The sequence below is a fragment of the Actinomycetospora lutea genome, assembly GCF_028737205.1.
Taxonomy (GTDB): Bacteria; Actinomycetota; Actinomycetes; order Mycobacteriales; family Pseudonocardiaceae; genus Actinomycetospora; species Actinomycetospora lutea.
Genome location: NZ_JAQZAL010000021.1, coordinates 16,218 through 43,043, shown reverse-complemented (window position 1 = coordinate 43,043; position 26,826 = coordinate 16,218). Strand labels below are relative to the sequence as shown.

Annotated in this window: 23 protein-coding genes; 12 read left to right on the top strand and 11 right to left on the bottom strand. The window is 73.3% G+C overall.

All coding sequences use genetic code 11. The features are described 5' to 3' along the window. Nucleotides 1-37 precede the first annotated feature (37 nt). From PHK61_RS21755 to PHK61_RS21740, 4 genes are all read left to right on the top strand, one after another. Complete coding sequence (locus PHK61_RS21755; RefSeq protein ID WP_274283116.1) at nt 38-496, top strand: DUF7144 family membrane protein; 459 nt, start codon at nt 38-40, stop codon at nt 494-496. Between the two features lie 950 nt (nt 497-1,446). Then, nucleotides 1,447-2,478 carry an inner membrane protein YhjD gene (gene yhjD / locus PHK61_RS21750; protein ID WP_274283115.1) on the top strand — a complete coding sequence of 344 codons (1,032 nt, stop codon included), beginning with the start codon at nt 1,447-1,449 and terminating at the stop codon, nt 2,476-2,478. A 591-nt stretch (nt 2,479-3,069) separates the two neighbouring features. After that, complete coding sequence (locus PHK61_RS21745; protein ID WP_274283114.1) at nt 3,070-4,365, top strand: CocE/NonD family hydrolase C-terminal non-catalytic domain-containing protein; 1,296 nt, start codon at nt 3,070-3,072, stop codon at nt 4,363-4,365. Nucleotides 4,366-4,549: 184 nt separating this feature from the next. Continuing rightward, nucleotides 4,550-7,129 (top strand): heavy metal translocating P-type ATPase, encoded by a 2,580-nt coding sequence (locus PHK61_RS21740; RefSeq protein ID WP_274283113.1) that lies wholly within the window; start codon nt 4,550-4,552, stop codon nt 7,127-7,129. Between the two features lie 16 nt (nt 7,130-7,145). Here PHK61_RS21740 and PHK61_RS21735 read toward each other — a convergent pair whose 3' ends face one another. Together PHK61_RS21735 and PHK61_RS21730 are read right to left on the bottom strand one after the other, a co-directional pair. Further along, the gene (locus PHK61_RS21735) at nt 7,146-8,636 is read right to left on the bottom strand and encodes a multicopper oxidase family protein (protein WP_274283112.1); all 1,491 of its coding nucleotides are present in this window, start codon (nt 8,634-8,636) and stop codon (nt 7,146-7,148) included. Next, nucleotides 8,633-8,848: an SHOCT domain-containing protein gene (locus PHK61_RS21730; RefSeq protein ID WP_274283111.1), complete on the bottom strand. Its 216-nt coding sequence runs from the start codon at nt 8,846-8,848 to the stop codon at nt 8,633-8,635. The genes PHK61_RS21735 and PHK61_RS21730 overlap by 4 nt, the downstream gene beginning before the upstream one ends. A gap of 225 nt (nt 8,849-9,073) precedes the next feature. Between PHK61_RS21730 and PHK61_RS21725 the strand changes: the two genes are divergently transcribed. From PHK61_RS21725 to lysX, 4 genes are all read left to right on the top strand, one after another. Continuing rightward, nucleotides 9,074-9,643 carry a hypothetical protein gene (locus tag PHK61_RS21725; RefSeq protein WP_274283110.1) on the top strand — a complete coding sequence of 190 codons (570 nt, stop codon included), beginning with the start codon at nt 9,074-9,076 and terminating at the stop codon, nt 9,641-9,643. A 405-nt stretch (nt 9,644-10,048) separates the two neighbouring features. Continuing rightward, nucleotides 10,049-10,837 carry a class I SAM-dependent methyltransferase gene (locus tag PHK61_RS21720; RefSeq protein ID WP_274283109.1) on the top strand — a complete coding sequence of 263 codons (789 nt, stop codon included), beginning with the start codon at nt 10,049-10,051 and terminating at the stop codon, nt 10,835-10,837. A gap of 104 nt (nt 10,838-10,941) precedes the next feature. After that, complete coding sequence (locus tag PHK61_RS21715; protein WP_274283108.1) at nt 10,942-12,915, top strand: ABC1 kinase family protein; 1,974 nt, start codon at nt 10,942-10,944, stop codon at nt 12,913-12,915. A gap of 228 nt (nt 12,916-13,143) precedes the next feature. Next, nucleotides 13,144-16,431, top strand: a complete 3,288-nt coding sequence (gene lysX / locus PHK61_RS21710) for a bifunctional lysylphosphatidylglycerol synthetase/lysine--tRNA ligase LysX (protein ID WP_274283107.1) — start codon at nt 13,144-13,146, stop codon at nt 16,429-16,431. A 24-nt stretch (nt 16,432-16,455) separates the two neighbouring features. Here the strand turns inward: lysX and PHK61_RS21705 are convergent, their stop codons facing one another. Further along, a complete protein-coding gene (locus PHK61_RS21705) occupies nt 16,456-16,989 on the bottom strand; it encodes a DinB family protein (protein ID WP_274283106.1) in 534 nt (177 codons plus the stop codon). A gap of 166 nt (nt 16,990-17,155) precedes the next feature. Between PHK61_RS21705 and PHK61_RS21700 the strand changes: the two genes are divergently transcribed. From PHK61_RS21700 to PHK61_RS21690, 3 genes are read left to right on the top strand one after another with little or no spacing between them, the layout of a single operon-like run. Further along, nucleotides 17,156-18,052, top strand: coding sequence for a putative selenate ABC transporter substrate-binding protein (locus PHK61_RS21700; RefSeq protein WP_274283105.1), 897 nt, complete (start codon nt 17,156-17,158; stop codon nt 18,050-18,052). Continuing rightward, on the top strand, nt 18,049-18,810 hold the full coding sequence (locus tag PHK61_RS21695; protein ID WP_274283104.1) for a phosphonate ABC transporter ATP-binding protein: 762 nt from the start codon (nt 18,049-18,051) through the stop codon (nt 18,808-18,810). The genes PHK61_RS21700 and PHK61_RS21695 overlap by 4 nt, the downstream gene beginning before the upstream one ends. Beyond that, on the top strand, nt 18,807-20,462 hold the full coding sequence (locus PHK61_RS21690) for a PhnE/PtxC family ABC transporter permease (RefSeq protein ID WP_274283103.1): 1,656 nt from the start codon (nt 18,807-18,809) through the stop codon (nt 20,460-20,462). The genes PHK61_RS21695 and PHK61_RS21690 overlap by 4 nt, the downstream gene beginning before the upstream one ends. Nucleotides 20,463-20,555: 93 nt before the next feature. Here the strand turns inward: PHK61_RS21690 and PHK61_RS21685 are convergent, their stop codons facing one another. Genes PHK61_RS21685 through PHK61_RS21665 form a run of 5 tightly spaced genes read right to left on the bottom strand, consistent with a single transcriptional unit; the run spans nt 20,556 to nt 23,995 of the window. Beyond that, nucleotides 20,556-21,401 carry a radical SAM protein gene (locus PHK61_RS21685; protein ID WP_274283102.1) on the bottom strand — a complete coding sequence of 282 codons (846 nt, stop codon included), beginning with the start codon at nt 21,399-21,401 and terminating at the stop codon, nt 20,556-20,558. Beyond that, on the bottom strand, nt 21,398-21,952 hold the full coding sequence (locus PHK61_RS21680) for a carboxymuconolactone decarboxylase family protein (protein ID WP_274283101.1): 555 nt from the start codon (nt 21,950-21,952) through the stop codon (nt 21,398-21,400). The genes PHK61_RS21685 and PHK61_RS21680 overlap by 4 nt, the downstream gene beginning before the upstream one ends. A gap of 51 nt (nt 21,953-22,003) precedes the next feature. Next, a complete protein-coding gene (locus tag PHK61_RS21675) occupies nt 22,004-22,549 on the bottom strand; it encodes a DoxX family membrane protein (protein ID WP_274283100.1) in 546 nt (181 codons plus the stop codon). Then, a complete protein-coding gene (locus PHK61_RS21670; protein ID WP_274283099.1) occupies nt 22,546-23,487 on the bottom strand; it encodes a cytochrome c biogenesis CcdA family protein in 942 nt (313 codons plus the stop codon). The genes PHK61_RS21675 and PHK61_RS21670 overlap by 4 nt, the downstream gene beginning before the upstream one ends. A 10-nt stretch (nt 23,488-23,497) precedes the next feature. Continuing rightward, nucleotides 23,498-23,995: a protein disulfide oxidoreductase gene (locus tag PHK61_RS21665; protein WP_274283098.1), complete on the bottom strand. Its 498-nt coding sequence runs from the start codon at nt 23,993-23,995 to the stop codon at nt 23,498-23,500. Nucleotides 23,996-24,121: 126 nt separating this feature from the next. Here PHK61_RS21665 and PHK61_RS21660 point away from each other — a divergent pair, with 126 nt between their 5' ends. Continuing rightward, nucleotides 24,122-24,916 carry a nucleoside phosphorylase gene (locus PHK61_RS21660; protein ID WP_274283097.1) on the top strand — a complete coding sequence of 265 codons (795 nt, stop codon included), beginning with the start codon at nt 24,122-24,124 and terminating at the stop codon, nt 24,914-24,916. A gap of 11 nt (nt 24,917-24,927) precedes the next feature. Here the strand turns inward: PHK61_RS21660 and PHK61_RS21655 are convergent, their stop codons facing one another. Genes PHK61_RS21655 through PHK61_RS21645 form a run of 3 tightly spaced genes read right to left on the bottom strand, consistent with a single transcriptional unit; the run spans nt 24,928 to nt 26,708 of the window. Next, on the bottom strand, nt 24,928-25,401 hold the full coding sequence (locus PHK61_RS21655) for a class I SAM-dependent methyltransferase (protein WP_274283096.1): 474 nt from the start codon (nt 25,399-25,401) through the stop codon (nt 24,928-24,930). After that, nucleotides 25,398-26,018, bottom strand: coding sequence for a class I SAM-dependent methyltransferase (locus PHK61_RS21650; protein ID WP_274283095.1), 621 nt, complete (start codon nt 26,016-26,018; stop codon nt 25,398-25,400). Before PHK61_RS21650 ends, PHK61_RS21655 begins: the two co-directional genes overlap by 4 nt. A gap of 9 nt (nt 26,019-26,027) precedes the next feature. Next, a complete protein-coding gene (locus PHK61_RS21645; protein ID WP_274283094.1) occupies nt 26,028-26,708 on the bottom strand; it encodes an ArsR/SmtB family transcription factor in 681 nt (226 codons plus the stop codon). Nucleotides 26,709-26,826 lie beyond the last annotated feature (118 nt).

Genomic DNA, 26,826 nt, shown 5'->3' with positions numbered 1-26,826 from the left:
AGGAACCGGCGTCGCCGGTTCCGGGAACGGACATCCCGTGACCTCTACCGGACCCGGCACCTTCTCGGGTGGACAGTCGATGTACCAGGAGGGCCCGAAGTCCTACGGCTCCGACACCGACGACTGGAGCGGATGGATCTCCTTCGCCGGGATCATGATGATCCTGCTCGGGACCTTCCAGATCATCGAGGGCCTGGTCGCCCTCCTGCGCAGTTCCTACTTCGTGGTCCCGGCCACCGGCCTGGTGGTCAACGTGGACTACAACGCGTGGGGCTGGCTCCACCTGATCCTGGGCGTCCTCATCTTCGCCGCCGGGTTCGGGGTGATGGCCGGGCGCCTGTGGGCCCGCGTCGTGGGGATCGTCCTGGCCCTGATCAGCGCCGTCGTGAACCTGGCCTTCATCGCGGCGTACCCGCTGTGGGCGATCGTCGTCATCGCCGTCGACATCGCCGTCATCTACGCCCTGGCGACCAATCGCCGCGGTGCGTACGCCTGACCGTGGCGACCGCGACGGCAGCCACCGGGCTCGCGCGCGGAGGCGGCGCCGTCGTCCCTTCAGATCTCCGACCGACCCGGCTCGGGCCTTGCGCCCGGGCCGGTGACGGGAGCACGTCCGGCACGACCGCAACCCGTCGGCCGACGGGCCGGCGCCCGACCGAGGAACAGCGATGCCAGACAGCCAGGAGCGCACCACTCTGCCGATTCGACGCCACCCGTTCCGCGACACGACGGCTCGCACCCCTGGAGGGGTCGGTCCCCGGCTGGGGTCGGCGCGCGCACATCGCGCCACCGGACGGGGCGCCCAACGTCCTGCTCGTGCTGATCGAGGACGCGGGGTTCGGAAACCCGAGCACGTTTCGGTGCGACCTCTGGGGGATGGGGGACGTTCGGCCCTGTGCGTGGTCAGGGGCCGGTGTCCGACTGCCCAATTGATCGATGGCTTCTGTCCTATCGGATCCCCACCCAGGCGGTCCTGGCCGCCGTCGAGGCCGACGTCGCGGAAGGAGGTCGCGGAAGGAGTCTGAGATGCCACTTGCAGCCCGACGCCGACGCCGACGCCGGACCGCCGCCGCGGTCGGTGGCGCCATCGTGGTCGCCCAGGGGATCAACCGCCGACGCGACCGGCGTGAGGACCGGCGGGACCGGCGGGAGGACCGCCGCGACGCTCGTCGCGACGACGACTGACGCAGTCCCTCGACTCGCGCGAGGTTGTGGCGGGGCGGTCTCGATGAGCTACCTGGAACGAGATGGGGTGTCCGCCGTGCGCGGTGAGATCCAGGTCGAGGAACGTGCGTCGTCCGAGGCGTGCGGCGCATCCGAGGGATTCGCCTTCTCCGGGCGACCTCCACAGACGGTGTTGTCGTCGAGGAGATCGGGAGCGCGGATCCTCCGCAGCGGTCCTGACCCGGCCGCCCCCGAGACGGAGCCCAGCCGGCGGAGATCGTCATGACGACGACGGAGGGTGCGACGCCGACCGAGCCCGGTCGGTTCGAGGTGCTGCGAGCTCGGCATCGTTGGCTGGATCACCTGGTCCGAGCCGGCACGCGGTACGTCGACAAGCACGGCGATCACTACGCGGCCGCGGTCACCTACTTCAGCGTGCTGGCCCTGGTCCCGGTCCTGATGATGGCCTTCGCCGCCGCCGGGTACGTCCTCGCGAGCAACCCGCAGTTGCTCGCGGAGCTGCGGGAGGCCATCACGACCGCCCTGCCGCCGACGCTGGCCCCCACGGTGAACGCCATCATCGACACCGCGATCAGCCAGCGCGACGCGGTGGGCGTCATCGGTCTGGTCTTCGGGCTGATCGCCGGTCTGGGCTGGACCGCCAACCTGCGGGAGGCGCTGTCCCAGCAGTGGGATCAACGCGAGCCGACGGTGCCCCTGGTCAAGCGCTACGGCATGGACCTGCTGGCCATGGTCGGGCTCGCGCTGGCGCTGCTGGTGTCGTCCGCGGTGACCGCGATCGGTACCGGCATGACCGGCACGGTGATCGAACTGCTCGGACTCGGCCCCACCTGGTGGACCGAGCTCCTGGTCGTCCTCGTCGGGCTGGCCCTGGCCGTCCTCGCGAACTGGATCGTGCTGGTGTGGGTCGTCGCCCGGCTCCCCCGGGAACCGGTGACCGTGCGCAGCGCCGTGCGGGCGGCCGCTCTCGGCGCCGTCGCCCTCGTGGTGCTCCAGCAGGTCATGACCATCTACCTCGCCGTCGTCACGACCTCGCCGGCCGGGGTCGCGTTCGGCCCGATCCTGGGCCTGCTCGTGTTCACCAACGTCGTCGCCCGGCTGGTCCTCTTCGTGACCGCGTGGGCGGCGACGTTGCCCGAGAACGAGATCGAGCAGGTCCGCGAGCCCGCGCCCGTGATCGTGCGGCCGGCGGTCACGCTGGGAGGACGCCCGTCGTCGCGGACGACAGCCGTCCTGTTCGGAGCCGGCGCCGTGCTCGGCGCCGTGGCCGGCGCGATCACCCGCCGACGCTGAGGCCAGCCTCGATCAGCTGGAGGGCCGTCCTCCGCAGCGAGGTCCGGGCGCAGCCGTACGTAGTTGGCGGCGTGTCGCCATCGGCCCTGCTCGTATGCGGTGTTGGTCTCGACCTCGACCACCAGCTCCGGCGCGACCTGGGCGTACTCGATCTCTCCTCCGAGTGTCTGACCGAAGCCGCTCGAGGGAAGCCGTGGCGGCCAGGGATGCTCGGCGCGCGAAGGTTGCAGCAGACGCCGTCGCTGGACACGCGCGGCAAGAGGCAGCGGGCTCGTCCGGCCGACCACGCCGAGCCGGTCCCCCCGGTAGCGGCCGAGGATCCGGGCTTCCGGGTGGGCGAGGGTGCCGAACACACCGCCGACGACGGCCTCGGCGGTGTAACTCCCCCGGTCGGGGCCCATCTCGCCGAGGATGCCGAACTCCCGTTGCCAGAAGTCCGAGAACCCGCCGGCGGCCGGGCCGGGGCCGACCTCGATGAGCAGCGGACCGGTCTCGCCGAGGTCGATGACGTAGAGGATGTAGGGCGTCGTCTACACACCCGCCGTCCCCGGGCGCTACCCGGCCGTCGTCTCCATCGCCGGCTACAGCACCGTGCGCCGGCCACCGGCGCTGCGGGCGTTCTTCGCCAACGAGATCTGCACCGACTTCGTCCGCCAGTTCCAGCAGTTCGCCGGGGTGCCCAACAGCTTCTTCCTGGCGCTGTGGCTGGGGGCGAACTTCACCGACGCCCGCGACGCCGGGCGGGTGTCGCCGAACCGGCGGGCGCTGATCAGCCGCCTCACCAACGGGCCGCTGCACCCGCTGCTCGAGAAGCTGGTGCACCGCAACGTCGGGACGCTGTTCCGCAAGTTCATGGCCGCGACCCCGAGCGCGTGGGCCCGCGAGATCTTCGCGCACTGGACGTTCGACGAGAAGGACCGCGAGACGTCGACGATCCCGGAGGGCTCGACGGGCGTCCTCGGCGACCTCGAGGTGCCGTTCGTGGTGGTGCAGAACCTCGGTTACTTCAACTTCCACCAGTACGGCACCTACGACCTGTTCGAGAACGCCGGCACGCCGGCCGACCGCCGCTGGATGGTCCTCGGCCCGCCCGAGTACGACCTGCCCGTGTTCGCCTGGCAGGGCGAGGCGCTGGCCTTCTACGACCACGTCCTGCGCGGTGTGGACAACGGTTACGGCGAGCTGCCGCGCGTGCGGTACTGGGTCGACGGTGCCGACCGCTTCGCGACCTCCTCGGCGTTCCCGCCGCCGGAGGGCGAGCTGCGCCGCCTGCACCTCGCGTCCGCCGGCGCCGACCACGTCGTCCACCGACTGACCGACGCAGTCCCGGAGGAGGGGTCGAACTCCTGGGCCGCGGTCCCGCTCGGGGTGCCGATGCCCGGCGGGCTCGACGAGCTGGCGAACCAGGTCCTGTCGTTCGAGCTGCCGGTGACCGAGGACGTCGAGCTCGCCGGGGCGGTCACCGCGCGCCTGACCTTCAGCAGCAACGAGATCGACTCGTTCGTGCTCGCCCGCCTGTCGCGCGTCGACACCCACGGTGCCGCCCACCCGCTCTCGATGGGGGCGATGCGGCCGGTGGCGCGGGCGCAGGACGCCGCGCGCAGCACGACGATCGAGATCGCGATCGACCCCGGCGCCCGCGAGCCGTTGACCCCGCACGAGCCGGTGGTGCTGCGCTTCAGCCTGACGCCGGGCCCGGTCCTGCTGCGCGCCGGCGAGACCCTGCGCCTCGACCTGGCCAGCCGCACCGACCTGGTCCGCAAGGACCCGGGGGAGGGCTACCCGCAGTTCGACCTGCCGGTCCCGCCGTACCTGGCCCGCGACACGGTGCACTTCGGCGGCGAGAGCTGGATCGAGGTCACCAGCGTGCCCGGACCGGGGACGTAGCGACGGCGCGGCCGGCGACGCTGCCGGGGCGTCGGTCGAGCGGGGCAGGGCCCGGCGTCGGCCGCACGGTCGGTCGAAGGACCCTCCTCCGGCCCGCCGTCGGTCCCTGTCCGGACGGACTCCGGGTGGTGACGATCGGCGGCAGCCTGCGAGGCCGCACGCTGCCGGCGAGGGGAGGCCGTCGATGAGCACGGACGGGATCGTGGTGCTGGTCGGCGCGGTCGTGGTCGTCCTCGCGCTGGGCTGGTTCTTCTGCGGCCCCCGTCACGCGCTCGCCGCGACCCTCACCGGGGGCGTGCAACGCGTCGAGGTGACGGTGCACGGCGGCTACCAGCCCGAGGTGATCCGGGTGCGCCAGGGGCTCCCCCTGGAGCTGGTGTTCGACCGGCAGGAGAGCGGCGACTGCACGTCGCGCGTCGTGTTCCCCGACTTCGGGACCAGCGCGGCACTGCCGGCCCACTCCCGCACCACCGTGGCGCTGGACCCGGCGCGGGCCGGGACGTTCCCGTTCGCCTGCGGGATGAACATGATCCACGGCTCGCTCGTGGTCGAGACCGCCGACACTTCCGGGCACGCGGCGGGCACCGGCACGTCGACACCGCCTCCGATCACGGCGCAGGCTTCCCGCGACGCGACCGCGGACGAGGCCGCGCAGGCGCGGGAGCGGCGCGCGGAGATCACCGACCTGGGCCGACGGCTGATCGTCGGTGCTGTCCTCACTCTCCCCGTCCTCGTCGCGGTCATGGCCCACGACCTGTTCGGCGCCGAGTGGGTGCCCGGGGTCCTGCTCGACCACTGGGTACAGCTGGCGCTGATCACGCCGGTGATGCTCTACACCGGCTGGCCGATCCACCGGACCGGGTGGCTCAGCCTGGCCCACCGCAACGCCGACATGAACAGCCTCATCACCCTGGGCACGATGGCTGCCTACGGCTACAGCCTGGTGGTCACCCTCACTCCGGGCCTGCTGCCCGAGGACGTCCGGGAGGTCTACTTCGAGGCCGTCGGGGTGATCCTCACCCTCATCGTGCTGGGACGGCTGCTCGAGGCCCGCGCGAAGGCCGGCACGGGCGAGGCCATCCGGGCCCTGCTGGGGTTGCGGGCGCGGACCGCTCGCGTGGTGCGCGCGGGGACCGAGACCGAGATCGGGATCGACGAGGTCCTCGTCGGCGACGAGATCATCGTCCGGCCCGGGGAGAAGATCCCCGTCGACGCCACCGTGGTCTCGGGGAGCTCCGCGGTGGACGAGTCCATGGTCACCGGCGAACCGATCCCGGTCACCAAGCACGCCGGCGACGTGGTCATCGGGGCCACCATCAACACCACCGGTTCCCTGCATGTGCAGGCGGCCAAGGTGGGCGCCGACACGATGCTCGCCCAGATCGTCCGCATGGTGCAGCAGGCGCAGGCGTCGAAGGCGCCCATCCAGCGCCTCGCCGACGCGATCTCGGCCTACTTCGTGCCCGTCGTCATCGCGGTCGCCGTGGTCACGTTCGCCGTCTGGTACCTGACCGGGCCACCGCCGGCGCTCACCCTCGCGCTGGTGTCCGCGGTCGCCGTGCTGATCATCGCGTGCCCGTGCGCCCTCGGCCTCGCCACGCCGTTGTCGATCATGGTCGGCACGGGCAGAGGTGCGCGGGCCGGCATCCTCATCCGCTCCGCCGAAGCTCTCGAGACCGCGCAGAGGCTCGACACGGTCGTGCTGGACAAGACCGGCACCATCACCGCAGGCCGGCCGGCCCTGACCGACGTCCGAGCCGTCGGACCGACCAGCGAGCAGGATCTGCTCCGCCTGGTCGCCGCCGCCGAGGCCGACAGCGAGCACCCCCTGGCCTCGGCCATCGTCACCGCCGCCCGCGCCCGCGGAGTCGGCGACGCCACCGCGGACCGGTTCGCCTCGATCACCGGCAAGGGAGTCCGGGCCACCGTCGACGGTCACGACGTCCTGGTCGGCACCGACCGGCTCCTGACCGACGACGGTGTCGACACCGCGGCCCTCGACCCCGTCGCCGCCGAGTTCTCCGCGCACGGCGGGACGCCCATCATGGCCGCCGTCGACGGGCAACCCGCCGGCGTCGTCGCCGTGGCCGACACCGTCAAGGACGACTCCGCGGCCGCCGTCGCCGCGCTGCACCACCTCGGCCTCGACGTCGTCATGATCACGGGAGACAACGCGCGCACCGCGGCCGCCGTCGCCCGTCAGGTCGGTGTCCGCCGGGTGCTCGCCGAGGTGCTCCCCGAGCACAAGGCCGGCGAGATCCGCCGCCTGCAGTCAGAGGGACGGCGCGTCGGCATGGTCGGGGACGGGATCAACGACGCACCGGCCCTCGCGCAGGCCGACATCGGCCTCGCCATCGGGACCGGCACCGACGTCGCCATCGAAGCCGCCGACATCACCCTCATCTCCGGCTCGCTGGCCGGCGTCGTCACGGCCGTCCGGCTCTCCCGAGCCACCATGCGCAACATCCGGCAGAACCTGTTCTTCGCTCTGGTCTACAACGCTGCCGGCATCCCGATCGCGGCTGGCGTCCTCTACCCGCTGCTCGGCCTGCGGCTCAGCCCCATGCTCGCCGCCGCCGCCATGGCCCTGAGCTCGCTGTGCGTGGTCGGCAACGCCAACCGGCTGCGCCGCTACCGCGCCGCGCCGCTCGTCGACGCGCCGGTCGCCGACGTCGAACCCGTCGTCGAGACGGGAGCGGAGCTCGAGCGGCACGGCCCGGCAGGACGGGTCGGTGGCTCGTCACCACGCACGGCCGATCGCTGACCCCCGAGCGTCGGGGTCAGCCGACGGCGATCGTGGCCATCATGCCGGCGTCCTCGTGGTCGAGGATGTGGCAGTGGTAGACGCTGCGGCCGGGGTTCGCGGTGAACGGGATGCGGAGCCGGACCCAGCCACCGGCCGGCACGAGCACCACGTCCTGCAGCGTGTCGGTGGTCGGGGTGCCGGCGCTGTCGGCGAGGACCTCGAACGGCCAGGCGTGCAGGTGGAACGGGTGGGCCGTCGGGGTGGGGTTCGTGACGGTCCACTCCTCGACGGCGCCCAGAGCCACGGCCTGGTCGGTCCGTCGGGGATCGAAGGCCCGGCCGTCGAAGCCGAAGCTCATGCCCTGCCCATCCGAGCCCATGCCACCGCTCATCCCCATGGTGAACGCGAGGCGGCGAGCTCCGCTCGTCGCGCCGGCGTCCGGCGCGGGGCCTGCGGGGAAGGTCGGCAGAGGGCTCGGAGGCCGAGCGGCGCCGTCGGTGGCCAACCTGGCCAGGACCTCGGTCTGGCCACCGGCGGTCGGCCCGCCCATCATTCCCATCGCGTGGCGGAGCTCCGTGGTGGCGGTCAGCGGGAACGTCCCGGGTCGGTCGGGGCGGACGAGCACGTCGGTCCGGTTGCCGGGGGCGAGCCGGACGGTGTCGCCGGTGGTGGCGGCCGGCAGGGTGATCCCGTCGAGGGCGATGCGGGTCACGGGGTGGGCGTCGAGGTGCAGGGTCAGGGTGCGCGAGGTCGTCGCGTTGATCAGTCGCCAGCGCAGCAGCTCGCCGGCGGCGGCGTGGACGACGGGCTGGTGCTGGCCGTTGAGCAGCAGGAGCTCGCCCTGCCTCCCGACCATGCGGGTCGCGGGGGTGGCGGCGGCGGGCCCGCCGGTGTCGAGGGTGGTGTCGGTGATGAGCAGGACCCGGTCCTGCGACACGGGCGGCTCGCCGGCGGCGTCGACGACGAGCGCTCCGGCCAGACCGGCGAAGAGCTGGTCGGCGGCATGGCCGTGGGCGTGGGGGTGGTACCAGAACGTCCCGGCGGGGTGGCCGTCCGGGACGGCGATGCGGTAGTCGAACGCCTCGCCGGGCGCGATGTGGATGAACGGGTTGTCGGAGTTGCCCTGGGGGGAGACCCGCAGGCCGTGGGCGTGCAGGTTGGTGGGTCGGTCGAGTCCGTTGCGCAGCCGCACGGCGATCTCGTCGCCGGGGCGGACGCGCAGGGTGGGCCCCGGGCTGGTGCCGTTGTAGCCCCACGCCGAGGCGGGGTGTCCCCCCAGGGACGCGCCGGGTGCGACGTCGAGGTCGACGGCGAGCCGGCCGCGGCTGCTGACCAGCTCGGTCGGGGCAGCCAGCGGCTCACCGGTGGGCAGGCCGGAGCTCGGACGCGGGGTGCCGGTGGTGCCGGTTGTCCCGAGGGTCGCCCATCCCGCGGCCCCGACGGTGACCGCGGCGGTGCCGAGCCCGAGCAGCCCGAGGGCTCGTCGGCGGCTGACCCTGACGCCGGAACCGGGGCGGCCGGTCATCGGAGCTGATCGCGGCGGTGCCGGTAGTCGTCGTCGTCGATCTCGCCGCGGGCATACCGCGCGTCGAGGACCTCGCGGGCGGTGGACGTGCGGTTCGCCGTCGGAAGGGGGCGACGGCGCACCAGGACGATCGTGCCGGCGGCGATGAGCCCCAGCCCGATCACGATCAGCAACGGCCACAGCCAGCCCAGCATCGGCAGGGAACCCATCATGACGACTCCTCCTCGTCCGAGTGAGGCTGGACCGGCGGCCGCCGGCCGCTGAGGGTCGGACGGCCCGACTCGACCCAGGCGCTGGTCCCTCCCGCGACCGACACCGACCCTCGTCACCCGAGCTCCGCTCGCGCGTGTCGCTCATCGGGCGCCCAGAAGGACGCAGGGAGTGATCTCGCGGGAGTCGAACGATGATCGATCACCCGTTCGTGTTACCTTCTGGCGGTGGTCGGTCACGCGACGAGTGCGCATGAGCACTCTCGCCTCCGGGTCGGCCTCCTCGTGGTTTCCTCGCTCCTCGTTCTCGTGGCGGCCGTCGGTTTCGACGTCCTGGCCGACGAGCCACCGGTCCACCTCCTCGCTGTCGCTCTGGCTGCGCTCATCGTCGGCGCTGGTCGGTTGCGCTGGTCAGGCCGTGCCACGGGACTGTTCGTCACGATGAACCTCGCGGTGGTCGGTCAGCCGGCCGTCCACGCGCTCGGCAAGCTCCCGCAGGCCGGGGCCGAGCTCCTCCCCCATTCCCATGGCTGGCCCCACAGCCTGTCGGGGCTGTTGCTGCACGTCGCCGTGGCGATGCTGGTGGTCACGTTGGCCGTCCTGGAGCCGGCGTGCGCTTCCGTCGTTCCGCGGCTGCTGCCGCTCCTTCGCGGGTTGGTCCAGACTCCGCCTCCACGTGGCCCGGTCCGCCGTGTGCGCCCCGCACGCCGCGCGCCGAGGGTCCGCGCCCACCGTCTGCTGTTCAGCAGGCAAGCCCACCGACGAGGACCGCCCGCGCTGCCTGCGCTCGCCGCCTGATCTACGTCCGTCACCTCGAGGCGACGGAGGCCGCCGAGGTCTCCGGCTGCTCGCCGTTCCGCACTGCCTCCCACCTGCGGGCAGTGCGAGGCGTACCGGACGTCGACCTCTGGTCCAGCGAGCTCGACGGGTCCATTTCGTCTGCGCCGGCCTCCGCCGGCGACTCCCGTGAGGGCACACATGAGCCACACCGACAACCCCGAAACCCGCGACGCCGTCGACCGATCCGTTGCCTCTCGCACGGCACTCGCTGTCCGGAGACTCATGGCCGCGGGCGCCCGCGACCACGGACACGACGTGCGTGTTGCGGCCTGGACGAGCTCGGGTGCGATGGTCGGCGTTCGCCGAGCCCCGAGGCGTCTCCGCCGCCTCGGCAGGCGAGCGTGCGACGTCGCGGACCACCTCTTGACCGCGGTCGGCCTCCAGCACAGTGAGCGGCGGTTGATCGGGGAGGCGGCCGGCTACTGGGCCGACGAGGGCGCACCGACCTGGAGAGACGACTCGCACTGGCGTGGCGCGAGCGTGATCGACGACGAGATGTTCGACAAGATCGGCTCGGCACACGCGTCCCTGTACGATCAACTGGCGGCAATGGTCGGCAGTGGTACGGATCTGGGTCGAGTACTCGAGTGGGGCGTCGGGGGCGGAGCCAACGCGGTGCAGTTCGCGCCGCGAGCCGACAGCTTCATCGCCGTGGACGTCAATGCCGCGTCGACCGCGGAAGCAGCACGACACGTGCGAAGCGTCTGCAGTACGCCGGTGACGGAGATCGTCGTCGATCTGGCCGATCCGGAATCAGCTCTCCAGCGGGTGCCGAGCGAGAGCCTGGACCTGTTCGTCTGCCTCTATGTGCTCGAGCTCGTTCCCAGTCCCGAGTACGGGATGCGGCTGATGCGCATCGCGTCGGCGATGTTGCGACCTGGCGGCCTCGCATTCGTGCAGATCAAGTACGACAACGGGTCCCTGTCGACGCGCGCCTTCCGTCGGAACTATCGGCGCAACTCGTCGAACATGACCACCTATTCCTTGGACGGTTTCTGGGGCGACGTCGCCGATCTCGGACTCGATCCCGTGGGCATGGTCCTCGTTCCCGAGAACGACCTCGACCGGCGCTATGCCTATCTCCTCGTGCAGAAGGGGTCCGGGGTGGCAGCACCGCACGGGGTCGCCCAGCAACCCCGGGCCGGCGTCTGATCGTCCTGGCACTGGTCCGGACGGGTCGGGCCGGGATGTACTTCCGGGGCGTTCGCGCGCCGCGGTGGAGGGGCCGCGGCGCGGTGCCACCCGGAGGAGAGCCCGTGACGGTGCAGCTGGTGGTGGACCTGTCCTTCTGGCAGTGGGTCCTCGCGGTTCTGTTCATCCTGGGCGTCGGCCTGGTCTCCGGGCGGATCCTGGGGATCGCGCGCGGCGTCGGCCGTGCCACGGTCGCGGGCGTGCTGGGCACGCTCATCGGCCTCGTCACGGCCGTCGTGGTGCTCGGCGACACCGCCGGCGAGGCGACCTCGTCCGTCCTCGTCGTCGTCTTCGCCTTCGGTGTCCTCGCGACCATGGTCGTGAGCATCGTCCTGGAGGTCGTGCTCCGGCGCCGACCTCCCGGACGACGCCCGAGCCTGCGGACGCGCCTGGCCACGGCCGCGACCATCGTCGGGCGCCTCGTCGAGGTGCTCGGCATCGCGCGCCGGCGCGGTCTCGCCGGACGTCGGCCCCTGTCGCGCGCAGCGCTCGCGACGCCCGACGGCGCGCTGCGGGTGAAGTCCTTCCTCGAGGACTGCGGCGGCATGTTCGTCAAGTTCGGTCAGATCGCCTCGACCCGGGCGGACCTGCTGCCGCCGGCGCTCATCGTCGCTCTGAAGGAACTGCAGTCCGACGTCGCGCCGGTCCCGGTCGGGCAGGTGCGTGCCACGCTCGAGCACGAGCGCCGGGCCGGCGTGGAGGAGGTCTTCGCGACGTTCTGCGACGAGCCGCTCGCGGCCGCGTCGATCGGGCAGACACACCTCGCTCAGACCCGCGACGGCCGCGACGTCGTGGTCAAGGTGCGTCGCCCGGACGTCGAGCTCGGGGTCGCCCGCGACGCGGCCGTGCTGCGCTGGGCGAGCCGGATCGCCGTCCAGCGGTGGGAGGGCGCCCGGGCCCTCCGACTCGAGCGCGTCTCCGACGAGCTGATCCGCTCGATCGGCAAGGAGCTCGACTACACCGAGGAGGCGGCCTACGGCGCCGCCCTGCGCCGGGCGGTCCTCGCGGCCCACGTCGACGGCGTCGACGTGCCCCAGGTGATGACCGGGATGACGAGCGAGGTCGTCCTCGTGATGGAGCGCGTCCACGGGAAGACGGTCTCCGACGCCGCGGCCGTGGACGCGTGCCCGGTGCCGCGGCCGGTGCTCGCCGACCGGCTCTTCCGCGCGTTCCTCGTCGCGATGCTCGAGTCCGGGACGTTCCACGCCGACCCCCATCCCGGCAACATCCTCGTCGACGGCGACGGCACCGTCTGGTTCATCGACTTCGGCGCCGTCGGGATCATCGATCCGGTCACGTTGCGCGCCCTGCAGCTCGTCGGCCTCGGGATGGCCACCGCCGACACCGGCCTCATCGCCCGCGGGCTCCGTGAGATGTCCGGTGCCGCCGGTCCGGCCGTCGACCTCATGACGCTCGAGAGCGAGGTCAGCCGCCTGCTGTCCGAGCAGCTCTCGGGCGCCGGCTTCGACCCGCGTGCGCTGCAGGACCTGCTCACCGTCATGGAACGCCAGGGCATGCCCGTGCCCCCCGCGTTCACCCTCATCGCCCGCGCGGTGGTCACCCTGGAGGGCACGCTGCGCGGCATCGATCCCGGGTTCAACCTGGCGACGTCGGCCACCGAGCAGTTCACGTCGAGGCTGCAGGACGGTGGTGGCGACCCCGCCGCCGTGGCCCAGCGGGAGCTGCTGCGCGCGCTGCCGTCCCTGCGCACCCTGCCCGGCCTCGCCGAGGACATCGCCCTGCAGCTGCGGTCGGGGCTCGTCCGCGTGGACGTCGAGACGTTCAGCGCCGCGCGACGCTCCGCCATCACCGCGTGGGTCGACCAGGTGCTGTTCGCGGCCATCGGCGGCGTCGGGCTGCTCGTGTCGGTGCTCCTGCTCGTCGGCGCGGGCGTGGCGGGTCCCCACGCGGGCACGACCGCACTGATCGCCATCGGCTGGATCGGCCTCGTCCTCGCGACGGTGATGCTCCTGCGGGTCGTCGCCCAGATCGTCCGCCGCCAGTCGGCCGCCGAGACCGACGAACGACGAGGTGGGTGAGCACGCCACGCGAATCGCTGTATCCGGTCACCGGATTGATCGTCATGCTGGCGGCAGGAGCCCGGGCGGGTACGCGCGCCGGGGCCGGCGACACCCTCTCGGAGAGACGACATGGTCGAGCTGACGGCTGACGAGCCGCCCCAGGCCCCCGGGACCGGATCCCGCGCGACGGCGACGTCGCCGCCCGCGGCGCCCCCCGACGAACCGACAGCGGCCGGTCGGTCGGCGATGGCCCGTTTCGCCGACCGGGTGCCGGACCTCCTCGCCGGCTACCTCGCGTTCGTCGCGGCCTTCTGCGCCGTCACGGCGCTCGTGCCGCCGCTGCGCGCCCCCCTGGAGTGGCTCCGGACCGCGATCGAGGTCGTGTCGGTCGAGGCGCCGCCGAGCCTGGCCACCGCGACCTTCCTGGGCATCCTCGCCTCCGCCGTGCGCCGACGGATGCGCGCGGCGTGGTGGTTCGTCGTGGCCTACCTCGTGCTCGGCCGCGTGCTGGGTGGCGTCGAGTTCAGGATCGACACCGACGCGGACGACCTGATCACCCTGAACGTCGGGGGTACGGGGACGTGGCTGCGGCTGGTGTTCGGCGTCGCGGCGCTCGCGATCCTGCTCGTCGCCCGTGGGCGGTTCACCGCGCGGACGCAGCGGTACAGCGGGTGGCGCGCGCTGGGGACCTACCTCGCTCTCGTCCTCGCCGGCACGCTGCTCGGCTGGGGCCTGCTGCAGCTGTTCCCGGGCACGCTGAGCAGCCCCGCGGACCGGCTCGGGTGGGCGGTCACCTACGTGCTCGGCGGTCTCGGCGACCCCGGAGCGGTGGGCATCGCCGGCGCCGGACCGCGCGCGGTCACGTTCCTGTGCGGGTTGTTCGGCGCCCTCGCCGTGCTGGCCGCCGCGTACGTGCTGTTCCGGCCCCGGCCCGACCGCCGCCGGCTCGACCCCGCCGACGAGCAGCGGCTGCGCGTGCTGCTCGACCAGTACGGCGACGACGACTCGCTGGGCTACTTCGCCACCCGCCGCGACAAGGCCGCCGTGTTCTCGAGGTCGGGCAAGTCCGCGGTGACCTTCCGTGTCGTCTCCGGCGTCAGCCTCGCCAGCGGCGACCCGATCGGCGATCCGGAGGCGTGGCCGGGCGCGATCGAGGTCTGGCTCGACGAGGCGCGCCGGTACGGCTGGCTGCCGGCGGTGATGGGCGCGAGCGAGCGCGGGGCCCACGCCTACGCGGGTGCGGGGCTGAGCGTCGTCGAGCTGGGGGACGAGGCCGTCCTCGACGTCCGGGAGTTCTCGGTGGAGGGCCGGTCGATGCGGGTGGTCCGCCAGGCCGTGAGCCGGGTGGAGCGGACGGGCCACACCGTCCGCGTGCGGCGGCACGCCGACCTCTCCCCGGACGAGATGAAGGAGGTCGTCGAGCGCGCCGACGCCTGGCGCGACACCGACGCCGAGCGCGGCTTCTCGATGGCGCTCTCCCGCCTCGGCGACCCGGCCGACGGGCAGTGCGTGCTGGTCGAGTGCTTCGACGGCGGGGGAGAGCTGCGCGCGCTGCTCTCGTTCGTGCCGTGGGGCCGCCACGGGCTGTCCCTGGACCTCATGCGCCGCGATCGCACCGCCGAGAACGGCCTGACCGAGTTCATGGTGGCCTCGCTCGTCGAGCAGGCGCGCACCCTCGGGGTGGACCGCCTGTCGCTCAACTTCGCGATGTTCCGCGCCGCGTTCGAGCAGGGCGAGCGGATCGGCGCCGGCCCGGTGGTCCGGCTGTGGCGGCGCCTGCTCGTGCTGGGGTCGCGCTGGTGGCAGCTCGAGTCGCTCTACCGCGCGAACGCCAAGTACCAGCCGATCTGGACGCCGCGCTACCTGTGCTACCGCGCCGCCCGCGACCTCCCGCGGCTCGGTCTGGCCGCCGCCGCCGCGGAGGGGTTCCTCACCACCCCGAGCCTGCGGACCCTGCAACGCCGCGGCCTCGCCAGCGAGGGTGGTCCGGCCGTCGTCATTCCCCCGCCCTCCCCGGCCGAGGCGGAGGACCCCGTCGCGGCGCAGCTCGCGGCACGCCGCGCCCGGCTGCCCGAGCAGGTCCGCGTGCGGCACGCGAAGTACGAGCGGATGCTGGCCGACGGCGTCGACCCCTACCCCGTCGGCCACCCGCGCACCGCGGGCCTCGCGCAGATCCGGGCCCGGTTCGGGCACCTCGAGGCGGACGCGGCGACCGGCGAGCGCGTGGCGGTGACCGGCCGGGTCGTGCGCCTGCGCGACTTCGGCGGGCTGTGCTTCGCCGTGCTGCAGGAGGGTGACGCGCAGCTGCAGGTCATGCTCGCGGCCGACCGGCTCGGCCGCGACGGCGTGCGCGACTGGGTGCGGCAGGTCGACCTCGGCGACCACGTGGGCGTCACCGGCGAGGTCGGGACGTCCCGCCGCGGGGAGACGTCCGTGCTGGCCACCGCGTGGTCGATCACCGCGAAGTGCCTGCGCCCCCTGCCCGACAAGCGCCGCGGCCTGGCCGACCCCGAGGCCCGGGTCCGGCAGCGCTACCTCGACCTGGTGGTCAACGGCGCGGCCCGCCGCATGCTGCGCCAACGGTCGGACGCCGTGCACGCGGTGCGCGAGTGCCTCACCGGCCGGGGCTACCTCGAGGTCGAGACCCCGATGCTGCAGCCGGTGCACGGCGGAGCCAACGCCCGACCGTTCACCACCCACATCAACGCCTACGACATGCGCCTCTACCTGCGCATCGCCCCCGAGCTGTACCTCAAACGGCTCATGGTCGGGGGCGCGGAGAAGGTGTTCGAGCTCAACCGCAACTTCCGCAACGAGGGCGCGGACGCCACCCACAACCCCGAGTTCACCATGCTCGAGGCGTACGAGGCCTACGGCGACTACGACACCATGCAGACGATGGTGCAGGACATGATCCAGCAGGCCGCCCGCGCCGCGCTGGGCGGCACCGTCGTCGTCCACCAGGGCCGCGAGTACGACCTCGGCGGGACCTGGCGCGCGACGACCGTCAACGCGGCCATCTCGCACGCCCTGGGCGAGGAGATCACCGCCGACACCACCGTCGAGGAGCTGCGCCGCCACTGCGACCGCCTCGACATCCCGTACGACCCGGACTGGGGCCGCGGAGCGGTGGTCCTCGAGCTCTACGAACACCTCGTCGAGGACCACACCCTCGAGCCGACCTTCTACCGCGACTTCCCGACCGACGTCTCCCCGCTCACCCGCCAGCACCGCGACGACCCCCGGCTGGCCGAGCGCTGGGACCTGGTCTGCTTCGGCGCCGAGATCGGGACCGCCTACTCCGAGCTGGTCGACCCGATCGAGCAGCGCAGGCGGCTCACCGAGCAGTCGCTGCTGGCGGCCGGTGGGGACGCCGAGGCGATGGAGCTCGACGAGGACTTCCTGCTCGCCCTCGAGTACGCCATGCCGCCGTCGGGCGGGCTGGGGATGGGCGTCGACCGGATGGTCATGATGCTGACCGGCAGCACCATCCGCGAGAGCCTGCTGTTCCCGATCGTCCGGCCCGGGCCCTGAGACGCCGGCGATCGCGGCCCGGAGTCAGGCGCGGCCGGCGGCGTCGGACCCGAGGCTGAGCTGCCGACGGTGGAAGTCGAAGTGCCGGGTCGGGAAGCGGTACAGGTCGGCCAGGGTCATGTAGTCGTGGAAGAACGGGTCCCAGCGCGTGGGGTAGTGCATGCCCCGGGCGAGGTCGGCGTCGGTCTCGGCGTCCAGGCGGCGGTGGAGAACGGCGACGACGCGGTCGAAGAGGTAGAGCTGACCGCGGGACGCGAGGGCGGTTCCGCCGGCCCACGACCCGAGATAGTTGGCGACGTCGAAGGCCCGTGTGCCGGCGTCGAGGAGTCGCGCCCAGGTCCTGCTCGCGGACGGCGGGAGCCGGCTGAACAGGCGAGCGAGACCGATGAGCGCCCGCATGATCAGGTAGCCGAGCAGCATGTGGAACAGCAGCTGCTGGTTGTTCCAGCGGGTGCCCCGTGAGCGTCGGCGCAGATCGGCCGGCGTCGCGCGCGCGTGCAGGTCGTGGAACGTGGCGCGCGCGCCGTCGAGCTCCCGGTGGGTGGCGGCTCGGTCCACCTCGGAGAGTCTCGCTCGTCCTGGTCGGTGACGCGAGGCCCCGACCATCGGGACAGCGGCATCCCGGAGCCCGTGGGAAGGTACCGAACCGTTCGGGGCCGGCGGACGTATGTCGTCGCGACCTGTCGCTCCCGATGTCCCGCGGGATCACCGGAGGTACACCGACGTGCGCCGTGCCCTGTTCGCGATCGTTCTCGCCCTCGTGTCGGTGCTGGTCGCCGCCTGCGGCGGCGGTGCCGCCGAGCAACCGCGGGAGCTGGTCATCAGCGCCATCCCGGACCAGGACCCGCAGAAGCTGCAGCGCCTCTACGGGGCCCTGTCCGAGCGGCTGACACGCACGCTCGGCGTCCCGGTGCGCTACGTGCCGCTCACCGACTACGCCGCGTCGGTGACGTCGTACCGCCGCGGTGACCTCGACATGGTCTTCTTCGGGGGCCTCACCGGGGTCCAGGCCCGCCAGCAGGTCCCCGGCTCGGTCCCGCTGGCCCAGCGGGACGTCGACGAGCGCTTCCGCAGCGTCTTCATCGCGACGACGGCGTCCGGACTGGCGCCCGCCACCGACGTCGCCGGACTGCGCGAGGTCGGCGGGCGCAGCCTCACGTTCGGCAGCGAGTCCTCGACCTCCGGCCGATTGATGCCGCAGTACTTCCTGGACCAGGCCGGCGTCGGCCCGAACTCCTTCCGCGGCCCGAGCGGCTTCTCCGGCTCGCACGACGCCACCATCGCTCTCGTGACCTCGGGCGCCTACGAGGTCGGAGCCCTGAACGCGACGGTGTGGGACCAGCGGGTCGCCGGCGGCGGGGTCGACACCACCAAGGTGCGCGAGATCTTCCGGACGCCGACCTACCACGACTACCACTGGCTGGCCCGGCCCGACATCGACGAGCAGCTCGGCGCCGGGACGACCGACCGGATCCGTGGCGCGCTCCTCGCGCTCGACCCGGCCGACCCCGCCGACAAGAACATCCTCGACCTCTTCGGGGCCGGGTCGTTCATCCCCACCCAGCCCGCCAACTACGACCAGGTCGAGCAGGTCGGACGGTCACTGGGCCTCGTGCAGTGACGGCGCCCGACCCCGTCTTCGGCCTCTGCGGCGTAGGCCTGCGCTTCCGCGACACCCTCGCCCTGGACGGGTGCGATCTGGAGATCGGCGCGGGCGAGCGGGTCGCGGTGATCGGACCGAGCGGGGCGGGCAAGTCCAGTCTCATCGCGCTGCTGAACGGCACGCTCGCGCCCACCGAGGGCGCCGTCACCGCCCTCGGCTGCGACCTGGCGCGGGCGCGCGCCGGGGCCGCGCGCCGCGTCCGACGTCAGATCGGCACCATCCACCAGCACTTCGACCTCGTCGAGGAGCTCCGCGTGGTGCACAACGTCAACGCCGGGAGGCTGGGGCACTGGTCGTTCTGGCGGGCGGCGGTGTCGCTGCTGCGCCCGCAGGGCGTGCACGACGTGCGCGGGGCCCTGGAGCGGGTGGGCATCCCCGAGAAGATCGAGGCGCGCACCAGCACGCTCTCGGGCGGGCAGAAGCAACGGGTCGCCGTCGCCCGGGTGCTCGTGCAGCAGCCACGGGCGATCCTCGCCGACGAGCCCATCGCGAGCCTCGACCCGCGGCTCGGCGCCGAGGTCATCGAGCTGTTGACCGGGGTCAGCGCCGAGCTCGGCACCACGCTCGTCACGAGCCTGCACGACGTGTCGATGGCGCTCGGCCGCTTCGAGCGCATCGTGGCCCTGCGCGGCGGGCGCATCGTGTTCGACCGGCCTCCGTCGGCGGTGTCCCCGGGCGACGTGGACGACCTCTACGCCGCCGAACCCGCGTCGTGACCGAGACGATCCGCCCGCCCTCCGCGCCGGTGGAGCTGCGGGAGGCCGCAGCCGGTGTCCCGGGTGGGGCGGGCCGCCGTGCGAGGCGCCTGTGGGGCGGGGCGCTGCTCGTCGTCGTGCTCGCATCGGTCGCGGCGACCGGGTGGACCCAGGGTCCCCTGCTGCGGCCGGAGGGCCTCGGCCTGGTCGGCGACTTCCTCGCCGCCGCGGTGGCACCCAGCACCGACGCGGCCTTCCTCGAGATCCTCGCGGCCGCCGCGGTCACGACCGTCGCGTACGCGGCGCTCGGCACGGTGCTCAGCCTGGTGCTCGGCCTGGTCGGGGGAGTCCTGTCCTCCGAGGTGTGGTGGCTGGAGGGCCGCCACGGCGCGGCGCGGCGGCGCGGTGCCGTCGGGTGGGCGACCGTGCGCGGGCTGCTCGTGCTGCCCCGCGCGATCCACGAGGTGATCTGGGGCCTGGTCCTCCTCAGCATCCTGGGCCTGACCCCGCTCGTCGCCGTCCTCGCGATCGGCATCCCGTTCGGGGCCGTGACCGCCAAGGTGTTCGCCGAGCTCCTCGACGAGACCGCGCGCCGCCCCTTCCGCGCCGCCCTGGCGGCGGGCTCGCCACGCACCACCGCCCTGCTCTACGCGCTGATGCCCGCGGCGTGGTCGGACCTGCTGTCCTACGGCTTCTACCGCTTCGAGTGCGCGATCCGCAGCGCCGCCATCCTCGGCCTCATCGGCGCGGGCGGGCTCGGCTTCCAGCTGGCCCTGAGCCTGCAGACCCTGAACTACCGCGAGGTCTGGTCGGTGCTCTACGCGCTGATCCTGCTGAGCGCGGCGACCGACCTGTGGAGCTCGGCGGTGCGCCGGCGTCGCGCCGCGGGTGGGCGTCCCGGCGACCGCGTGATCGGGGGGTCGCTCGTCGCGGGTGCGGTGCTGGTGGTCGGCAGCCTCTGGTGGGTGCAGCTCGACCTGTCGGTGCTGACGGCCGCCGACACCTGGCGCCAGGTGCTCCTGATCGTCGAGGACGCCTGGCCCCCGGGACTGGGCACGACCACGGTCGCCGAGCTGGTGCAGGCCGCCCTGATCACCGTCGCGATGTCGGTCGTCGCGATCGTCATCGCGTTCGCCGGCGCCTCCGCCCTGGCCTTCCCGGGGTCCGCGGCCGGCGCGCGGACACCGGGCCGGTGGCTCGTGGTCATCGTGACCCGCGCCGTGCTCGTCGTGCTGCGGGCCCTGCCCCCGCCGGTGTGGGCGCTGCTGTTCCTGTTCGTCATGGCGCCGGGCCTGCTGCCCGGAGCCCTGGCCCTCGGCGTCTACACCCTCGGCGTGCTCGGGCGGCTCATGACCGAGTCGGTGGAGAACCTCGACCGGCGCCCCCGCGAGGCCATGGAGGCCCAGGGCGTCGCGAGGCCGGTGGTGTTCTGCTACGCCGTGGTTCCGGCGGCCGCACCCCGCTTCGTGGCGTTCGGCCTCTACCGGTGGGAGGTCACGATCCGCGAGACGGTCGTGGTGGGCGTGGTCGGCGCCGGCGGGCTCGGACTCCTGCTCAACGAGCAGCTCGCCGCGTTCGCCTACGCCGCCGCGCTCACGACCCTGGCGGCGATCGTCGTGCTCACGGCGCTCGTCGACGTCACGAGCGCCGGCCTGCGACGCAGCCTGCGATGACACGGCGGTGGCCGCCCGGGAGAACCCGGACGGCCACCTGGTCCCCGTCGACGGGGAGGGACGGAGCGCCCGACCGGACGCTGGTGCTCACGCTCATCTGATGTTGAGGGCCGAGTCGTCCCCGTCGGGTCGGCCCTCGAGCAGGCCGAGCAACGCCCGCGCCGGTGTCTCGAGCGGCAGTGTCGTGCGGGTGACGAGGAGGTCCGTGTCGAGCCGGTCGTCGTGGACGGTGGGACCGAACGGCCCCCAGAACGCCCCGTCGTCGGTGATCGTCAGCTCCGCCGGGAGGTCGGACTGGACCGCGGTCACGCCGAGGTTCTCGGTGTCCGCACGGCCGCGGCGCACGATCGGCCGGATGATGTGCTCGGAGTCGGGCACGCCGAGGTCGCGGTGCAGGGCGCAGAGCCGGTCCAGCTCGTTGTCCTCGATCGACTCGACGGTGGTGGCGATCCGCACGGTGATCCCCCGCTCGACCAGCGCCGGCACGGCCGCCACGACCTTGCGGAAGTTGTCCGGGGCGCGCATCTCGTCGTTGACGTCCGCGTCCGGGCGGTCGAGCGAGATCTGCAGGGCGACGTCGCGCTCCGCGAGCGGTTCGACCTTCTCGAGGAGCCGCCGGCTGAACAACGTGCCGTTGGTGAGCGCCACGACCGGGAGCTCGTCCGCGAGGCGAGCGAGCGTGTCGGGCATGTGCGGCATCAGGAACGTCTCGCCGCCGGTCACCCCGAGGTCGGTGAAACCGAGCTCCTTCGCCTGCTCCCCGACCGCGATCATCGTCTCGGGCGACAGGGCCCGCTGGGTGACCTTCGGGCCCGACTCGGTCAGGCAGTAGGTGCACTGGATGTTGCAGTGGTAGTTCGCGTACATCCACACGCGGCCCGGCATCCGCCCCTCGGCGACGGCACGGGCGATCGGACGCTCGGGAGTCTCGACGCTCACCGCAGGCCTTCCTTCTCGAGACGCTCGAGGGCGTCGGGTGAGGTCGGCAGCGCCAGCGCGGTGGCGAACCGGTTGAGCATCAGCGTCGCACCGACGACGGTGGTCAGCTCGACGATCTCGTGGTGGTCCCAGTGCCGCAGGATCGCGGCGCGCTCCTCGTCGGACACCGGCCCGCCGCCCCCGACGACGTCGACCCAGCCCAGCAGGGCCTCCTCGGCCGGGTCGCCGAACAGGCCGTCGGGCACGGGACCCGGCGTGCGCAGCGCGGCCACGTGGGCGGGGGAGAGGCCGGCGTCGAGCGCCACGACGGCGTGCGTCTCGACGCAGAACCGGCAACCCGCGAGCGCGGACGTCCGCACGATGACGATCTCCTTCGCGCGGAAGCCGATCGCCGAGGGAGCGAGGGCCGCCCCGATGAACGGCAGCGCCACCGTCAGGAGCTCGGGGACCTGGGCCAGTGCCCGCACGATGGGCCCCGGGTCACCGTCGGCGAAGTAGGGCCGCGCCAGCAGCGGGACCTGGTCCAGCTCCACCCGTTCGATCGTCGTCATCGCCTCACCGTCCGGTCGAGATGTCGCTGTCGGAAGCCTGCGGGCGGGCGCTCAGAAGGGCCACCGGTACCGGACACGCGGCGCGAGGAACCGGTCGAGGCCCGCGGTGCGTCCGGCCGGGACGATCGCGAGCAGGACCAGCGGCATGATGTCCTCCGACGGGTACTCCCAGAGGTAGCCGCCGGAGCGCAGCAGCATCAGCCAGATCGGCGCGAGCAGCAGCAGGCCGCCGACCGCGGCCAGCCGGGTCGCCACGCCGAACAGCAGCCCGAGGCCGATGAGGACCTCGACGAGGGTGAGGAACGGCCCCCAGAAGCCCCAGCTGGGCAGCACGACACCCTGGAAGAACGCCCCGAGCGGCGTGATGTAGGTCTGCGCCGCGGCCCCGCCGGCGATGGCCTGCGCGGTGGGGCTGGTGATCAGGTTGAACGAGATGAAGCCCCAGTCGTAGTTCCCGACGTCGGTGACCTTCGCGAGGCCGTTGCTGAGGAACACCAGGCCCATGAAGATGCGCAGCGCGGCGAACGCGCCGGCCATGAGCCGGTAGGGGCGCGGCGCGGTGTCCACCGTCCCCGTGGGGGTGGCCGTGTCGGTCATCGACTCGGTCCTCTCGGATCGGCGGGAGTGGTTCCCGCGGTGTTCGTGTCGCCGGCCCGCTCGGTTCGGGGGTCGGCGTGGTCGGGTGCGGTGCGGTGCCGCCGGCGGACGAGCACCCCGCCGACGACGAGCAGGAGCAGGACGGCGGCGAACGGCAGGAGGCCGACGGAGTCGACCCAGCCGGAGAGGGTCTGCTGGACCGCGCCCGCGGCGGCGACCACCGGGTCGGTGGCGCTGCCGCCGCCGATGAACAGGCGCAGCTCGTAGACCCCGTAGTAGGCGACGTAGAGCCCGACGAGCAACAGCAGTCCCCCGGACGCGCGGTTCACGGACGGGAGCAGACGCCGGAAGCGGGTCGCCGCCCCGTGCCCGGCGAGGGCGACGGCGACCGCGAGCACGCCCACGACCACGGCCATGGCGAGCCCGTACACGAGGTAGGCCAGCACACCGCCGAGCACCGAGCCGGAGCCGAAGGTGGCGGTGGTGACCGCCAGGAAGGGCCCGATCGTGCAGGACAGCGAGGCGACCGCGTAGGCGACGCCGTAACCGAGCATCGAGCCGAGTCGTCCCGTCGGGGCGCCGCCGGATGCCCGCGGCAGCAGCACGGTGAGCTCGCGCCCGGTGAGCAGCCAGGCCCCGAGGCCGATCATGACCGCGCCGACGACCACGGTCACCACCGGAAGGAACCGCTGCACCGACGAGGCGATCGGGGCGACGACGAGCCCGAACGCGCCGAACACGACGAGGAAGCCCAGGGCCATCAGGGCCGTCGCGACCAGCGCCCGGACGACCACGGTGGCCCGTCGCCGGCCCCCGCTCGTCGTGTCCTCGCCCAGCACCACGAGGGCCAGGTAGGCGGGCAGCATCGCGAACCCGCACGGGTTCAGCGCCGCGACCAGCCCGGCGGCCGCGGCGAAAGCCAGGAGCGAGGCCTCCACGGGGCGCGGCTCAGGCGCGGCCCAGCGCGGCGAGCCGCTGGGCCAGGTCGGGCTCGGCGAGGGTGCCCTTGACGACCTGGACCGAGCCGTCGGGCGCGATGAAGGCGAACGCCGGTTGCTCGGTGACGCCGAAGCGCCGCCACACCGAGGTGTCGAGGTCGGCGAGGTGGGTGAAGCCGCCGAGCTGGTAGGTCTCGACGAACTGGTTCATCGCCGGGATCTGGTCGAGGGCCGCGACGCCGACGAAGGTGACGTCCGGGTGCTGCTGCGCCGCCCGGGCGATCGAGGGCGCCTCGGATCGACAGACCGAGCACCAGGGCGCCCAGAACCACAGCACCGTGGGCCTCCCGGCGAGGCTGCGGCCGTCGAACTCCGCGCCCTGCAGGGTCCGCGAGGAGAACGCCAGCGAGTCGGGCCCGGACGGGGCGGGGGCGGCCGTCGAGCAGGCGGCGACGAGCGTCAGCGCGAGCGCGGCGACGACGACCAGGACGGACCGGACCGGTCGCATCGATGGGACCTCCGAGGTCGGTTGTGCGCGACGGTACGCGCGGCCCGCGGTGGCCGCGGCCCGGAACGGTGTGGTTCGTCGGCGGACGCGCGGCGGTTCGGCGCGGGCGATGTTGTGATGCCCCGCGTGACGAGTCCCGACGACCACCCCCTGCTCGCCGCGAAGGACCACCAGGCGCCGTCGCTGTTCGAGCCCGCGAACCTCCTGCGCGAGGCGCGACGGCAGCGCGGTCTGGAGACGATCCCGGTGCCGCGCGTCGGCATGCTCGACCCCGACGGCGACGTCGTCCGTCACCTGCAGGTCACTGGGCGGGGAACCCGGCACGAGGGCTGGGCCTGCTACCACACCGAGATGTGGACCGTGGACCTCGACGGGATCGAGGTCGGGGTCGTCGGCATGGCCGTGGGTGGGCCGTTCGCCGTGCTCGTCGCCGAGCAGCTCGCGGCGTCGGGTTGCGAGCTCCTGGTCAGCGTCACGTCGGCCGGACGGATCCGTCCGCTCGGCGCGACGCCCTACTTCGTCCTCATCGACCGGGCGCTGCGTGACGAGGGGACCAGCGCCCACTACGTCGCGCCGGGGAGGTGGAGCAGCCTGCGGCCCGGCGTGCAGAAGCGACTCGACGGGGCGTTCGACCACCTGCCCGAACCGGTCCTGACGGGATCGTCCTGGACCACCGACGCGCCCTACCGCGAGACCCGCACGGCGATCGCGGCCGCGGAGGCCGAGGGGATCGCGTGCGTGGAGATGGAGGCGGCCTCGCTCTACGCGTACGCCGAGGCCCGCGACGCCGACGTGGTCTGCCTCGCCCACATCACCAACACGATGGCGACGGCGGGCGACGACTTCGAGAAGGGTGTCGACAACGGCGTGCACGACGCCCTGGACGTGGTGCGGGCCGCGGCGGCCGCCGCCCTGGCGTGAGTGGTCCGTGGTCACCGCACCGCCCGCCCCAGCACGCGCATCCCGGTCGGATGACGGACCGACCACGTGTCCTCGACCGTGAACCCGCCGGCGCGCACGGCGGCCAGCGGGTCGGGGCCCGCGTCCTCGAGGATCACCAGCTCACCGCGGAACCGGAGGACCCGCGCGAGCTCCGCCACGACGGGCGCGGCCGGGCGCCGGTGCAGCAGCAGACGGAGCACCGCCCCGTCGATGCTCCCGCGGGCCAGCGGCAGGTCCTCGACGGGATCGTCGCGGACCCAGACCGGGGTGGCGGTCCACGCGGCGACCCCCCGGGCGTCGTGGCGCAGCGAGGGATCGGGCTCGAAGGCGTGCACGCCCGTGACGCCCGGGGGATACCAGGGGAAGGTCCGGCCGTCGCCGCAGCCGAGCTCGACGACCTCGCCGCGCAGGCCGGCGAGCGCCTCGCGCCAGACCGCGTCCTCGTCGACGTGCAGGGTCGTCATGACGTCGATCGGCGCAGCGCGAGCCAGGTGAAGGGCTGGACGGCACCCCACGGCGTGTGGTGGGACTGCGCGCGCGCGAGCACCGGGACGAACCCCGGGGCGAACTGCGCAGCCAGCGTGTCGGCGTCGTAGCGCCGGACCCGCAGACCCGAGCACTGCGCGGGCCCGTCGGGAGCGAAGGTGGCGACGACGAGGAAGCCCCCGGGCGCGACGGCGCGGGCCGCGACGTCCCCGTAGGCCTGCCGGTCGGCGGGTGCGGTGAGGAAGTGGAACACCGCGCGGTCGTGCCAGAGACCGAACGTCGTGGCCGGTGCCCAGGTCAGCACGTCCTGGGCGACCCAGTGGACCGCGTCCGCGCCCGGCACCCCTCGCAGGCGGGCCCGCGCGCGGTCGAGGGCCCCCTGCGCGACGTCGAGGACCGTGATCCGGCGGTGCCCGCGGGCCAGGAGGGCGTCGACGAGGGCGCTCTCCCCGGCCCCGACGTCGACGACGGCCCGGTCGGCGTCCAGCCCGAGCTCGTCGATCACCTGGAGCGACGTCGCCGGTGCGGACTGGGACCACGACAGTTCGTCGCTCCGCCGGTCGCGGTAGATCGTCTCCCAGTGCTCGGTCGACATCGTCGTCCTCTAGGCGGCGGTGGTCTCGACGGGGCGCCCGGCCAACCGCCACTCCAGCATCCCGGCCGCGAGGCGGACCGCTCGGCGACCTCGCCGGGTGAGGAGGCGGACCGCGTCGTAGGAGAGGACGCAGTACTCGCCGCGGCAGTACGCGACGATCTCGGTGTCGGGCAGCTCGTCGAGCCGCGCGGCGAGCTCGTCGGCCGGGATGTGCACGGCTCCCGGGATGTGGCCCGCCCGGTACTCGATCGCCGGCCGGACGTCGAGCACGACGGCGCGGCCCCGCCGGACCCGGTCGAGTAGGTCGTCGTGGCCGACCTCGTCCCAGACGGGATCGTCCTCGCGGGCGTCGTCGGGAACGAGCCGGAGGTAGGCGCGTCGGGCCGGGGTGACACCGTCGACGCGGGCCTCGGCGACCTCCCGCAGATGGGCGAAGAGGCCGGCGACGTCCTCGCCGGCCAGCGAGTAGACGATGCGCGTCCCCTCGCGCCGGCTGGTCACCAGCTGCGCCGTCCTGAGGGTCTTCAGGTGCGCCGACGCGGTCGACAGCGGCAGCCCCGCGGCGGCGGCCAGGGGCTCCACCGCGTACTCGCTCTGGGCGAGGAGATCGAGCAGCTCGAGCCGGGCGGGATGGGCCAGGGCCTTGCCGACCAGGGCGAACTGCTCGTACAGGAGCGTCTTCGCGCGCACGCCTTCTCCATTGTTTCCGGAAGAACGGAAATAGAGTACGCGAAGCCGGTCCGGTCGAGGAAGTGGCCGCCGGTCGCGGGCGGTCAGTGCGTCGGGGCCATCAGGAGAGGTCCGGGTC